Source organism: Bacteroides sp. L008 (assembly GCF_040812255.1).
Classification (GTDB): domain Bacteria; phylum Bacteroidota; class Bacteroidia; order Bacteroidales; family Bacteroidaceae; genus Bacteroides; species Bacteroides vicugnae.
This window is the reverse complement of record NZ_JBFNXO010000001.1, coordinates 882,941-896,832: the sequence shown is the minus strand read 5'-3', so window position 1 is coordinate 896,832 and position 13,892 is coordinate 882,941. Positions and strand designations below refer to the sequence as shown.

Below are 13,892 nucleotides of genomic sequence, written 5' to 3'. Positions count from 1 at the left end.
ATAAAAGCGTTTGTAATTAATTTATTTATCCCTATTTTTATTTTCAATTTCAGCTGCATTTGTTCTCTTCCTAGCCAATTCTTCCAAATTATGTCCGGCAGCTTCCAAACCCGATCCGGCAGCTATTTTTAAATACTTTTCTCCTTTCTCATATTCTCCTTTTAATAACATTAGTACCCCGATGGCATTATTATATTCTGATAAATTAGTATTCGAGTATACCATACCCAGATAACGTTCTGCCGATGACAGGTCATTACGCGACAAGGCGGCAGCAGCGGCATTCATATTAGCAATCTCATCTTTCGGATAGAGCCGGACAGCCGTCTCGAATATATCAATGAAATCTTGCGAACCAACCGGATAGGTATTAGCTACCAAAAACATCTCATTCAGACTTAAATTCTGCGGACGGCTTTTAATGACCTCTTTCGCTTCATCTATATTAAAATTCTTAACCTCATAATTCACTTTACAGATAGCTACACGAAGACTCGGAAAAATATATTTCAGCATATACCGGTAAGGCACTCCCCCATGAAGTTGCATCAACTTGGTCTCTCTTCCTTTCTCTATAGGTATATTCCTTATAATGTCCAGCACTTCATCTTTATATTCCATTTCCATTGTATTCAGCGCTTCTTCCAAACCTTCCCAGTTCTCACCGCCAAAGATGATATAATATTGGTTTCTTGGGAAGTCATATCTGGACGCCAGATACTCCCGGAGTGCCATGGCACGTCCTTCAGACAAGCGTTTGTTAGTTGCCAATGTCCCTTCCGGAGAAGCATAGCCTATGATGTCCAAACGATTAACCTTCACACTAGGATCAGACTTCAATTCGTCAATCATCTTACGAATTTTAGCCAACTCTTGAGGATTGTTCATATATTCGGGACGTATGTTCACCTTATTCACTTCAAAATCAAGGAAACACTCTGCCTGTATATCACGACGTTTGATCTCTTCAGCCTTTGGTTGCAAATATGCCAATTGAGGTGATACCACGTATGGCAACAATACACGTTCCAACGTAACCTTATCAAACTGCTCCACATCCATCAATGCTGTTTCACCACAACCACACTCATCACGCTGCACATCCAGACGCGCATCTTCCATCCAAGGTTCAAAACGCACCACATATCGATAGTGAATCGTATCATTTCTCAATTTGCTTCCTTTTTCCACCACATAAGGCTTCTCATAGGTCTTCTTCTCTTTGGCACTCATCACAGCAAGTTCACGTTCATAAGCCAGATATTCATCACGACCTTTAATAGATACCTTCGGAAGATTCAAAGTACGTCCCGGAGATACCAGTTGAGGAATAAAATCCACTCCGCGCGCCGATTTAACCTTCACATTATTCAAGCTAAAGTCTATATTGATATGAAGAAAGTTTCCTTTTTGTTCCAGTTGAACCGGCTTCACTGCAATGTTGCCCTCATAAGAGCGGGATTGTGCCATGACATTCTTTATATTCAGGCTGCAAACCACTAACATACATACGATAAAACCTATATTTCTTTTCATCATCATTCTATTTAATTATATAAATAAGCGACACACTTGCTTTAGTAGGTCCAAAGTAATTCTTACTACTTTCTTTCTCCTTCGTACCGCAAGTGGTACAGGGATATTTATCATATACAATATGGGCATATCCCACTCCAACAGATGCTTCAATACTCCATCGTTTTTTCAAGATCCAAGAGTGTCCCACTGAAAAACCGCCTCCATATAAATGTCCCTGATAGCGATTCTCTTGCATATTTTTGCTGATGAAAGACCAATTAGGCCACCCTCCCACATTGAAATCCGCATAATGCCCGTGTATTCCGATAAACGTACGGCGGAAGCGTTCGCAAAACCAATAACGAACTTCGGGTTGTATTCCCCAATGACGCAACCGTTTGCCATCGGAAGGTTTCCATGGATTATAGTTGACCGGGATATCCAGTGTCCATTTACGTGCCAATCCCAACTCCAGCCCTAAGTTCATGGTAGCGGTAGCGTCATACAAAAGGTTGCTTTTAAGAGCAACTTTTTGTGCCTTACTCTCGGAAAGAATACATCCGAGCATGAATAAAATGAGTAAACTTACTTTCTTCATTAACACCATGTTTACTTCCCTAATTGAGTAATATCTAATTTTATACGTTGCACGGAGTTTACACTAACACCACCAACAGACGCCATGGTAGTTAGATGCACAATGCCGGATCTGGGAGTTGCGCTTGTATTAGGTAACACTTCAACATATATTCTCCCGTCTTCTACGATAATATGATCTTCTCCTGTATGTCCTTCCGGCATTGCAGAAGAGTATAAACGAATCCACTCCTTAGGATTGTCAGTCCCCTCTTCTACCTGGCCAGTAAGACAGAAATAGTTTATTTCGCTTACTACCGGATCGGTATTATTAGTAGGCATAAACTTAAGCGTGCTTCCTCCTGCGGAAATCGCTTTTCTTTGTCTGATATGAACTTTTTTTTCCAAGTTTCCAAGTTTTAATGTTATATACGCATTTTTCTTATCATCAATTCCCTCTTCATAACCCATCAACTGGTTAGTGACTCCAACTGTTACCGGTGTTATTACCGGATTTGTTCCATTGGAAGTTACTATCGGCACTTTAAATGGTCCGCTTAGCTGAAAGGCTCCTGATACTTCCTGTTTATTATCTGTTATTGTCCGAGCATCCGGAAAATCCTTTGTACAGTCAGTAATCACACTAAAGGCATCATAATCCTTCACATTTTCACCACTGTAATAGGCTATAAAAACCGAGTTGCTCACACCCAGATAATAGTCATTATTGGCCAGGATCTCATAAGATTCACTATCATCTACCATAATCTCAAAATCAAGACCAGTATTAGACGGCTTCGCAATCTTCGCATCACTTACCGTATCGTAGCCGGGTCCTTTAGCTCTGTTAATCGTAAATGTGTATGAATGATTACGCTCTATATCCATCGCCTGCAGGCTACTATTGAGCAGTGACATCTTATAATAATAGTCTTTATTGTCATAAGTACCCTGAATAATAAGATATGTATTATTCTGCACATCGGACTCATACATATATATGGGGAATTTCTCTGTACTCTGCACGTCAGTTGCAATCGTTTCCGCTTTTATCAAAGGAAGTGAGTAAGCAGCATCATATTGGTACTCTGTCAGATTGGCTGTATTATTCATTAATGCTCCATCAGCATCATGCAATTCACCCTGCCGGGGTACATTCATGACAGCAGTCACTCCTTTCAAAATAAAGTTAGATGCTTTATTGACAATGACAATCTTAGCAACCACACGGGTAAGCAATAATGAACTTCCATCAGTATTGGCTATCTTCGTGGTATTGTCTATTTGATCCACTTCCAATCGGTAACTCATCGGAATCGTCTCTTCATCACCACTATACGGTATAGTAGTAAGCGGATTACTATCCAATGGTTTAGTCAGTAACTTGCTACAAGCTTCCCCATAAGTAGTCACTCCCGGAGTTAACTTGGAAAGCAAAGCTGCCTGGTTAAAATCATATCCCGTAGATGCATTTCCATAATAGAACTGATCCAACGGATTAGCAAGTATTAGTAATTGGTATTTGTTACCAGCAGGCTGTCCAGTCAATAACACATATCGCTTGCTTATCATTTCAAAAGCCTGTACAGCTTCTATAAAGGTGGCTCCTGTCCCCTGTCCCTTAAAGACCAGTATCCATGGAGTTTTACCGACCTCACTTTCCAAAGCTCTGGTCGGAGGCAAAGAGTACGATTTTGCCCTGGCAAAAATCTCTATTTGCACTTTTTCTTTCAGTACTTCCTCTTCATTCTCTTGGCCCATTGTGCTTACATCATGCTCACACCCAACCATAAATAGAAGAAGAATCAAATAGAAAAAAACAGTTATATATCTCTTACTCTCTCTCATTACCTTATTAAACACCTCTTAAACACCTCATTCCTGGCGATATCAAATTTTATCCAAATCTCATATTGCAAATTTCGGAATATTAAAGGAGATACAAAATTGTATTCATTTCTGATACAGATAATCAGATTCCAGAAGTAAGACTATTAATGCTATTTACAGTCGAAGGGGTTACGCATTATAAAAGAAGAATGTTGATGGAAAGTATTTTTTGCGATATGCGTACCTTTTTAAAGAAAACAGTTTCGCTTATTGAAACTGCACTAACAAGATATGCTAATAGTTTTTTATGTCATTTAGATATAATTCAGGCACAAATTAAGCAAGACAAACGACCATTTTATACAATAAAACAGCTTAATAACTTGTATAATTTGTGCCTAAATGACAAAATGTTCAATTTCTGTATATATATAGCTATCAGATTATAAGCTTTTGCGTTCTGTTTCCGTAGGAGCCACCTCATCAGGAATACTGAATTCGCGATTGGCAAACAGATCGGCAAGTCCTGAAATTTGTTTCAGGCGCAACAATTCATCACGATCCATACCGATATTTTTCATAATCCATTGATCGGACATACCTGCCTTGTCAAGCTCTGCAACGATGTTGCACATCAATTCAATGTTATGCATTCCGCGGGCACGGTTGTGCCGGATTGTCGAACTCATACGGTTAGACAGGTCCTTGTCTATCACCACAATCGGCAATAAACCGTTTTCACGCTTATAGATTCGTTGGGAAGTTTTCAATACCGTATAACGATGGTAACCATCTACCAGGATATAATTGTCCGCCTCCTTATCATAATAACATACACAAGGCATCGTAAAACCATCTTCCCAAATAGAAAGTTCCAGCAACTTCATTTCGGGTGGTGCTACGACATTCGGATTATAATCGTTCGCACATACTTTTTCTACGGGTACCGCTTTTACCTCGTAAACAGGGCTTTTATCTACACTCATGATACTATGATTCTATATTGTTCCATAACTTGACTTCTTTTACTCATCTCCTCTTTTGTCGGTGAGAATCCCATGTATTTGCAAGCATGGTCATTCTTGAGGATACAGACACACATCCGCTTATACGTGGGTATTTCCTTGAACTCCGGAATATCAATATCATCCTGATATTCCATACGCACCGGTTTCTTCAATGTTTTGTAGTTGCTGTTGTCCATAACGATGATCGGCACTTTCGCATCAATCAGCTTTTGGATAGTGGCATCACTTAGACATCCGCCTTTTGTCCGCCAGAAATTCACACTCACCGAAAGTTTCCGGAGATAATTCTTCCTCGCCCGCTCCGGCAGAGTGGACAACAAAAAATACATAAACTCGCGCCATGTATATCCTTCGGGAAGTTTCACCGACTGCCATCCCATTGCATGAGTACCACCATACATACCGGTAAAGTTCACACCGTTCACCCTTCCCACCATTTTCCCCCAGGTATTGGGATCAAGCACCCGGTAAAGCTGTAAACTCTCTTGTGCCTCATTAATAAAGGGACTTGCTACACGCTGACGCTCCAGATTGACTCCGGCACGATAATAAAGATCGTATAAAACATTATAATCCCACTGGAATTTTCCATTGGCAGTCCATACATCCGTTGTCTTCCAGTCATAAATAGGGTAGGCATTGTAAATATCATTCCCCACTTTTGAAGTCCATTTGTATTTATGATACATCTGGAATTTACGGCTCATATAGATACATCTCCACCGATTGAAACTTTCCTGTGTACGAATCCCGATCAGACAACAAGTGCGCACTGCATCATTTTTATTATGTATCCATTGCGCAAAACGCATCTGAAATTCATAATCCCACATGGTTGTATTATAAAAAGGAAAATCTTCTTTGGTCATTGCTTTTTTAGGCATGGAACGAACCCATATATTCTTTTTGCTGTCCTCCCACGGACGCCAAAAAGATTGATACATCGAGGTGCAGGTAGCCACACGGAAAGGGATGCACACCCGGTATACATCCAAAATATCCTTATTGGCCTCCAGCATCCGGTCTACATAGTCAATAGTCATTTTATACTGGATTTCATAATCCATGTGAAAAACTCCCAAACGTATCTTCAAATTATTCTTCCGGATATAATCGATGCACATATTCAGCAATACCCCACTGTCCTTACCTCCGGAAAATGACACATATATATTATCGAATTCATTAAATATAACTTTCAGTCGTTCTTGTGCTAGTTCATATACATTCTTTGTGCCTAATATTTTCTTTTTCGCCATAAGTCATCTATACATTTTAACATACCGTGTCCACTTCTTGTCCATGGATACAAATTCAAACTTTTCAAATGTTTCTTTATCTTGTACCAGTGTGACCGAATTGAGTAACCAACTCTGGGGTCCGAACTCCGCAACAATGGCAGGCAACAGATGCGACAGGATTTCCTCCCGTACGGTGCCTTCTGCCTTCACGTAATAATTATTGATTACAGCTTTCTTCCGGTTTTTCTGTTCCACGGGGACAAAGCCCACCACTTCTTTATCTTCAATCGCAATGAACCACACATACTCTTCGCCCGTCTTGAAAGGGTAATTATTGTTTGCGCGTATCACTTCGGGATCCATCACCATCGGCGCTAAAAGCCGATATAAATGTTTGTCTTTTCCTTTTAATCGTATTATCTGTATCATATCATTCAAAAATGGACACACAAAAATAAGGAAAAAATATCAAATCCGTCATTTCTGTTCCTAAAACATTTGTTTTTCACACTATTATCTCTATATTTCAATATTTTTGAAATCACCCATACGCCATTCCTCTTTCACGTTTAAAGTAAGTCAGTATAGTGGCAAAGCTTAAATATTCCCGTCCGGGAGTATGCAACCGACTTTTAAACTGATAGCGGGCAAAGATGACTTCGCATGCCAATTTATATTTGAAATGCAGTTTTAAACGGTGCTGCAAAAACTCAAACACCCGGCATAGATATGCAAACACCTCTTCCACCCGGGCATTGGGAATCACTCGTGGCGCACGATTTGCATCCGCTATATGCTCCATCTCACTAAGCACATATTCCAGTTGCTCAATTTCCTCACTGGTGTTTTGCATTGTACACTTCATTTGTTCCATTTTCTCTCTCTGATGGATGTATTGCTCCCGCTTTCGTTGTAAACGATCTTTTATTAGACCTATTCCTTTCAACATTATAAAATTTAGTTATATATAAATGGTTTTACATTACTGATTATTAATCGACAAAATCGCCGTATAAAATCTAATTTCGAATGCAAATATAGAGAAGATTGTTTAAATAATTAGATTTTTATTTAAAAATATTCGTACTTATTTCACATTTAAATTACCAGTATCAGAAAAACGGTTTTTCCATCCAATGAAATGAGTTGTATTTTTGCGGCGTACTAAAATATTTTAAACAATGGATAATCAATCTTTTGACTGGCTGCTTCACGGTTGCCACGTACTGTCCGAGGTGGCAGTAGCTTATTTCCCCAACTATCAGTATAATTGTTCAGCGGTGAAAGCATTCCGCCGGACCATCAAAGAACATGCGGTATTACTGTCCCAACTCACGGAAGCGGGATTCACCCCGCATACTACGACACTCACTCCGCAGCAAATTGCCATTATTGTAAGGTTCTGGGGAATGCCTTCATTAGTATCTGAAATGATAAAAAAGAATTCATATCTCGCTGTCCCGAAAATGAAGAAAAAGATATAATGTATTTTAATACATTCTTTTCTTATTTATATATTAATGGACTAAGGGGTGGTCGAAGTGCAGAAATAGCAAGTCGGCTTCCCCCTTTAGCAGGGCGTTTAAAGAGAATGCAGGAGGGCGTTCTGGAAGGTTCAAAATATTGGCACACAATCAGAGCAATCGTTACATGAGCCAAAATTACAATATTTAGCCATTTATAACCTGAAAATTGTACAACTCAACCGACCAGGCTACCTTCGCAGCGAATTAAAATAATATGAAGCATGATTAAATCTACAGCAGAAATGCTAAAAAAGGGATATCTCCTCTTCCCTAAAGTCTTATTCGAGGAGCAAATAAAAGTGACTAAAGGTGCAACGGGTTATTTTGACGCGTTTATTCTGGTATTAACCCATGTCAATTATAGCACTGTAGAGTGCCACATCCACCATTACACCTTTCAATGCCGGCGGGGTGAATCTATAATCTCCATTGCCCACTGGGCAGAACTATTTGGGTGGAAACGCAGCCGCACACGGTATTTTTTTAATAAGATGTATGATGAAGGTATTATTGAAAGGGTGGTTAATCCGTATATCACTCATATCCGTATACCCGACTACGATCTGCTGGTCGGGCAGAAACGCCGCGAGAGCATCCGTGCCGAAGCTGACGGCATCACTTTCGATGCGTTTTGGGAAAAATTTCATGAGATTACCCGGAAGCCTAAAACCAATATCGGCCGTGCCCGCCGGGAATGGAAAAAGTTATCTGTCAACGAACGTTGTCTTAGCCTGAATCATATTGATGAGTATTATGATAATCTAACAGATATCAAGTATTGTATGCAGGCGGCTTCCTATCTGTCAAATAAAGCATTTATGAATGAATATGATTATTAGAAAAGAAAATGAGTGAAATAACAAACCCGCAGGACGTCGAACTCGAGGAAATCGTACTCGGCGCCTGCTTGCTGGAAAGTAAAGCCATCACACTGGTTGTGAGCATATTGCGACCGGAAGTGTTTTATACTGAAACGAATCGTGAGATTTATGCTGCCCTGCAGAGTCTGTATCATGCCGGTCAGGCAATTGACATCATGACTGTAAAAGAAGAACTTGCCCGACGTGGCAAGCTCGAATTGATAGGAGGACTTTATACACTGGTGCGCATCAGTTCACGTGTAGTGTCAAGTGCACACTTGGAATATCACGCACGGATTCTCAAACAGAAATATATCCGTCGTGAAGCAATTTTGGGATTCCACAAACTGCTCGCACTGGCAGCCGATGAAACAACTGATATAGACGATACGCTGACAGATGCCCATACCCTCCTCGACCGGTTAGAAAATGAATGTGGTACTGCCGAACATCTCCGTTCCATGTTGCAACTTATGGAGGATACCATAAAATTGATAGAGGTCCGCATGGCCAATAACAAGAACGGTGTTACAGGACTGCCTACAGGATTTGCCGACCTTGACCGGCTGACATGCGGCTGGCAACCCGGTGAGGAGATCGTTATTGCTGCCCGTCCTGCAGTAGGTAAAACGGCATTCGCGCTGCATCTGGCACGTACCGCTGCTTCTGCCGGTTATCATATCGCTGTGTATAGTCTTGAAATGTTAGGTGAGCGTTTGGGAGATCGCTGGTTATTGGCTGCTACTACAGGAGTGAACCCCGACCATCTCCGCAGCGGACAACTGACTCCCAGTGAACTACGACAAGTACACGAGGCATCCACCGAACTTTCCCGTCTACCCATCCATATTGACGACAATCCGTCTGTAAGCATGGATTACGTTCGTTCTTCTGCAAAACTGCTGCAAAGCAAAGGTAAATGCGATGGTGTCATTATCGATTACTTGCAACTCTGTGACATGAAAAGCGACCAGCACAATCGCAATCGTGAACAGGAAGTGGCACAAGCCAGTCGCAAGGCCAAAATGCTGGCAAAGGAGTTGAATATACCTGTGATACTACTCAGTCAATTAAACCGTAATGTAGAAGGACATCCCGACAACCGTCCCAACTTAAGCGATCTTCGCGAGAGTGGAGCTATCGAACAGGATGCTGACGTCGTATTGATGCTTTCCCGTCCTGCCCTCTCCGGACGTACTACAGACCGTAAGAGTACGTACCCTACCGAAGGGCTGGGTGTAATGGATATTGTCAAACACCGTAATGGGACAACACGTGAGCTTTATTTCAGACATGACCCGAGTATGACGAAGTTGGAAGATTACGTGCCCGGAATAGATTGGATGAAAAAGAACACGACTGCTGAACCCGTAAAATAGCATAGTGCTTTGTAAGGTCTAAAGCTAAGCTTTAGAGGTCGTAAAGCTATGCTTTAGGCCATGCAAAGCGCCGCTTTACGATCTCTTCATTTTTCATGTTTCAACTGTCCTTTTTTACAGGTCTCATGGTTCTCCCAATGCATCTATAATGACTCTTACTTCCAGTGGTGTGTAAGAGCGGCAGTTAGGCTGGTAGCCCAAGTCATACAGGCGTTGTAAAAGCCCCGGACATAATTGGATCCATTTTTTCATTTTTCGGTAAGCAGCGATGTCGGTAAGTTCGGGAGAATAAAGTAATGCCAGTTCCATACGGCCATAGGCACGTATTGTGAATTCTTTCATGATGAATATGCTTTGATTTATATCTACAAAATTAACAAAATATTTTCACATATACAATGCTTTTCCCGATGAATAACTGACTATTACTGCACATTACTTTTAACAAAAATCGCCTGCTAAAAATAAAACGAAATTTGGTCAAATATTCCTTTTTATTAATTAAAAAGGCTACAGTTTCACAAACTACTATTGGAATTCGGTCTCTTTTCCATATATTTGCGCCCGCATTTTTATTCTCAGAACAAACCTCCTTTTTTCAATTTACCAAAACTAGATAAAACGAATGGAAAAAATAAACGCAGTAATTACAGGAGTCGGAGGATATGTACCCGATTACATTTTGACCAACGATGAGATTTCCAAAATGGTAGATACTACCGACGAATGGATTATGGGGCGTATCGGCATTAAGGAAAGACATATTTTGAAAGAGGAAGGACTGGGAACTTCTTACATAGCTCGTAAAGCTGTCAAACAGTTAATAGAACGCACCCAAACAAATCCGGATGATATTGATCTGATAATTGTAGCCACAACAACCCCTGACTATCGTTTTCCTTCCACGGCTTCTATTTTATGTGAAAGACTGGAGCTGAAAAGAGCTTTTGCTTTTGACATGCAAGCTGTTTGCAGCGGTTTCTTATATGCACTGGAGACTGGAGCCAATTTTATCCGTTCCGGAAATTATAAGAAAGTGGTAGTTGTAGGCGCTGAAAAGATGTCGTCAATAATAAACTATACCGACCGTGCAACTTGTCCTATTTTCGGTGATGGCGGAGCAGCTGTCATGCTTGAACCTACCACTGAAGATTTAGGTATTATGGATGCTGTGTTAAGAACAGATGGTAAGGGATTGCCTTTTTTGCACATTAAAGCGGGTGGCTCTGTATGTACTCCTTCTTATTATACATTGGATAATCAAATGCATTATATCTATCAGGAAGGGCGTACTGTATTCAAATATGCAGTATCCAACATGGCTGATGCCTGTGAATCTATCATTGCAAGAAACCATCTTAGCAAAGACAACATCGACTGGGTAATTCCCCATCAGGCTAATCAACGTATTATCGCTGCCGTAACACAACGTTTGGAAGTTCCTGTCGAAAAGGTCATGGTCAACATTGAACAATATGGTAACACTAGCGCCGGTACTCTCCCACTCTGCCTCTGGGATTTCGAAGATAAACTCAAAAAAGGAGATAATCTAATTCTTACAGCATTTGGAGCAGGATTTGCATGGGGAGCCATCTATGTGAAATGGGGATATGATGGAAAAAAGGGATAGCGATATTCGCTATCTTCAAAATAAAAAATCCTCTGATTTCTAGTAAATCAGAGGATTCTTTTATTTCCTAATGCGGTGCGTACGGGACTCGAACCCGTGACCCCATGCGTGACAGGCATGTATTCTAACCAACTGAACTAACGCACCAAAATATTCACTTTAGCATCTCTCTCGATTGCGGATGCAAAGGTAGATATTTTTTTGAAACCTGCAATAGCTTCAGTATCTTTTTTCTGAAAAAGTGGGTTTATTAAGAATTATCGTGTACATTTGCAGCTACTAATAAAATAGAAAATAGAATGAAAAATACACCAATTGAGCGACATCTGATTGATGAAACCATCAATGAGTTTCAAATTGTCGATTTTTCCAGAGCTACCATTCGTGAAGTGAAAGCTATTGCTTCAAAAGCAGAAGCAGCATCGGGAGTTGAATTTATTAAAATGGAAATGGGTGTTCCGGGACTTCCCCCTTCCGCAGTAGGCGTGAAAGCGGAAATTGAAGCGTTACAAAATGGCATTGCCAGCCTATATCCCGATATCAACGGATTGCCGGAACTAAAGAAAGAGGCATCCAACTTTATCAAAGCATTCATCAATGTTGATTTAAGTCCGGAAGGTTGTGTGCCTGTCACCGGTTCCATGCAAGGTACATTCGCTTCATTTCTTACTTGCAGCCAATGTGACGAAAAGAAAGATACGATTTTGTTTATCGATCCGGGGTTTCCGGTACAGAAACAGCAGTTGGTTGTAATGGGACAAAAGTTTGAAACATTTGATGTGTATGACTACCGTGGAGAAAAACTGAAAGAGAAACTGGAAAGCTATCTGAAAAAAGGAAATATATCAGCCATCATTTATTCAAATCCCAATAATCCCAGCTGGATTTGCCTGAAAGAAGAAGAATTGAGGATTATCGGTGAATTGGCAACACAGTATGATGTGATTGTTCTGGAGGATTTGGCTTATTTTGCCATGGACTTCCGCCAAGATTTAAGCAAGCCGTATCAACCTCCTTTCCAACCATCGGTTGCCCATTATACGGACAATTACGTATTGCTGATTTCCGGCTCGAAAGCATTCAGCTACGCCGGGCAACGTATCGGTGTAAGCTGCATCTCTGATAAACTATACCACCGAAGCTATCCGGGACTGACCCAACGATATGGTGGCGGAACTTTCGGAACAGTTTTCATTCACCGTGTGCTTTATGCGCTTTCTTCAGGAACCAGCCATTCTGCACAGTTCGCCATGGCCGCCATGCTGAAAGCCGCCAATGAAGGACAATATAATTTCCTCAACGAAGTGAAGATATATGGTGAAAGAGCACAGAAATTAAAAGAAATCTTCCTCCGTCACGGTTTTCATCTGGTATATGACAACGATCTGGGCGACCCGATTGCAGACGGATTTTATTTCACCATCGGATATCCGGGAATGACCAGTGGCGAACTGGCGAAAGAATTGATGTACTACGGAGTAAGCGCTATCTCATTAGTAACTACAGGAAGCCATCAGGAAGGATTACGCGCGTGTACCTCTTTTATTAAAGAACACCAATATGCTCAACTGGATGAAAGAATGAAACTATTTGCTGAAAATCATCCGATAGCCTGATTATTTGATATGAGATATTCATAAAAGCCATTCTTAAAATGAAAAAAAACGGAAAGAACGATTGTTATTCCGTTTTTTTTCTTACATTAGTGGCATGAATATCGACTCTGACATATTTAAGATTCAATCGAATAATGTGTTGCCATCGAGAGGAAAGATTTTAATATCGGAACCTTTTCTGCGTGACGCAACGTTTGGCAGATCCGTAATTTTACTGGTCGATCATACGGATGAAGGAAGTATGGGATTGGTGATCAACAAGCAACTGCCATTACTCCTTAATGATATCATCATGGAATTTAAATATTTGGATGAGATTCCTCTATACAAAGGTGGACCTATTGCCACTGACACCTTATTTTATCTCCACACATTATCTGATATACCAGGATCCATTTCTATCAGTAAAGGGCTTTATCTGAATGGAGATTTTGATGAAATAAAGAAATATATATTACAAGGGAATAAAATCAGTGAATGCATTCGTTTCTTCTTGGGATATTCCGGCTGGGATAGCGAACAATTGAGTAACGAAATCAGAGAAAACACTTGGCTGGTGTCCGAGGAAGAAAAATCATATCTGATGAAAAACAATATTAAAGATATGTGGCGGAAAGCTTTAGAGAAATTGGGCAGCAAGTATGAAACGTGGTCACGTTTCCCACAAGTGCCCACCCTCAATTAGTAT

The 13,892-nt window shown here is 40.6% G+C and carries 14 protein-coding genes and 1 tRNA gene; 6 read left to right on the top strand and 9 right to left on the bottom strand.

All coding sequences use genetic code 11. The features are described 5' to 3' along the window. Positions 1-21 precede the first annotated feature (21 nt). From AB3G73_RS03745 to AB3G73_RS03715, 7 genes are all read right to left on the bottom strand, one after another. Positions 22-1,539, bottom strand: a complete 1,518-nt coding sequence (locus AB3G73_RS03745; protein ID WP_367745412.1) for a DUF3868 domain-containing protein — start codon at positions 1,537-1,539, stop codon at positions 22-24. Between the two features lie 4 nt (positions 1,540-1,543). Continuing rightward, the gene (locus tag AB3G73_RS03740; RefSeq protein ID WP_148367183.1) at positions 1,544-2,116 is read right to left on the bottom strand and encodes a DUF3575 domain-containing protein; all 573 of its coding nucleotides are present in this window, start codon (positions 2,114-2,116) and stop codon (positions 1,544-1,546) included. An 11-nt stretch (positions 2,117-2,127) separates the two neighbouring features. Further along, the gene (locus tag AB3G73_RS03735) at positions 2,128-3,942 is read right to left on the bottom strand and encodes a DUF4906 domain-containing protein (RefSeq protein WP_367742863.1); all 1,815 of its coding nucleotides are present in this window, start codon (positions 3,940-3,942) and stop codon (positions 2,128-2,130) included. A 425-nt stretch (positions 3,943-4,367) separates the two neighbouring features. Then, a complete protein-coding gene (locus tag AB3G73_RS03730; protein ID WP_148367187.1) occupies positions 4,368-4,910 on the bottom strand; it encodes a ParB/RepB/Spo0J family partition protein in 543 nt (180 codons plus the stop codon). Beyond that, the gene (locus AB3G73_RS03725) at positions 4,907-6,211 is read right to left on the bottom strand and encodes a DUF3440 domain-containing protein (RefSeq protein WP_148367189.1); all 1,305 of its coding nucleotides are present in this window, start codon (positions 6,209-6,211) and stop codon (positions 4,907-4,909) included. The genes AB3G73_RS03730 and AB3G73_RS03725 overlap by 4 nt, the downstream gene beginning before the upstream one ends. Positions 6,212-6,214: 3 nt before the next feature. Further along, positions 6,215-6,622 carry a hypothetical protein gene (locus AB3G73_RS03720; RefSeq protein WP_148367191.1) on the bottom strand — a complete coding sequence of 136 codons (408 nt, stop codon included), beginning with the start codon at positions 6,620-6,622 and terminating at the stop codon, positions 6,215-6,217. A 112-nt stretch (positions 6,623-6,734) separates the two neighbouring features. Then, on the bottom strand, positions 6,735-7,142 hold the full coding sequence (locus AB3G73_RS03715; RefSeq protein ID WP_148367194.1) for a hypothetical protein: 408 nt from the start codon (positions 7,140-7,142) through the stop codon (positions 6,735-6,737). A gap of 232 nt (positions 7,143-7,374) precedes the next feature. On the opposite strand from AB3G73_RS03715, the gene AB3G73_RS03710 reads away from it, so the two are divergent. The 3 genes from AB3G73_RS03710 (at position 7,375) to dnaB (ending at position 9,958) form a co-directional block, all read left to right on the top strand. Further along, positions 7,375-7,677 (top strand): DUF4248 domain-containing protein, encoded by a 303-nt coding sequence (locus AB3G73_RS03710; RefSeq protein WP_148367195.1) that lies wholly within the window; start codon positions 7,375-7,377, stop codon positions 7,675-7,677. A 263-nt stretch (positions 7,678-7,940) separates the two neighbouring features. Continuing rightward, the gene (locus AB3G73_RS03705; protein ID WP_367742859.1) at positions 7,941-8,558 is read left to right on the top strand and encodes a hypothetical protein; all 618 of its coding nucleotides are present in this window, start codon (positions 7,941-7,943) and stop codon (positions 8,556-8,558) included. An 8-nt stretch (positions 8,559-8,566) separates the two neighbouring features. Further along, a complete protein-coding gene (gene dnaB / locus AB3G73_RS03700; RefSeq protein WP_148367199.1) occupies positions 8,567-9,958 on the top strand; it encodes a replicative DNA helicase in 1,392 nt (463 codons plus the stop codon). Positions 9,959-10,081: 123 nt separating this feature from the next. On the opposite strand, the gene AB3G73_RS03695 is transcribed toward dnaB, so the two are convergent. Next, entirely contained in the window at positions 10,082-10,300 is a 219-nt protein-coding gene (locus tag AB3G73_RS03695) for a DUF4248 domain-containing protein (protein ID WP_148367201.1), read from the bottom strand. A 283-nt stretch (positions 10,301-10,583) separates the two neighbouring features. On the opposite strand from AB3G73_RS03695, the gene AB3G73_RS03690 reads away from it, so the two are divergent. After that, on the top strand, positions 10,584-11,588 hold the full coding sequence (locus tag AB3G73_RS03690) for a beta-ketoacyl-ACP synthase III (protein WP_148367203.1): 1,005 nt from the start codon (positions 10,584-10,586) through the stop codon (positions 11,586-11,588). Between the two features lie 73 nt (positions 11,589-11,661). Here AB3G73_RS03690 and AB3G73_RS03685 read toward each other — a convergent pair. After that, positions 11,662-11,735: transfer RNA gene (locus tag AB3G73_RS03685), tRNA-Asp, on the bottom strand. Positions 11,736-11,887: 152 nt separating this feature from the next. Here AB3G73_RS03685 and AB3G73_RS03680 point away from each other — a divergent pair. Beyond that, entirely contained in the window at positions 11,888-13,204 is a 1,317-nt protein-coding gene (locus AB3G73_RS03680; RefSeq protein ID WP_320978472.1) for a pyridoxal phosphate-dependent aminotransferase, read from the top strand. Between the two features lie 94 nt (positions 13,205-13,298). Beyond that, positions 13,299-13,889 (top strand): YqgE/AlgH family protein, encoded by a 591-nt coding sequence (locus AB3G73_RS03675; protein WP_234132232.1) that lies wholly within the window; start codon positions 13,299-13,301, stop codon positions 13,887-13,889. The last annotated feature ends 3 nt before the right edge of the window (positions 13,890-13,892 follow it).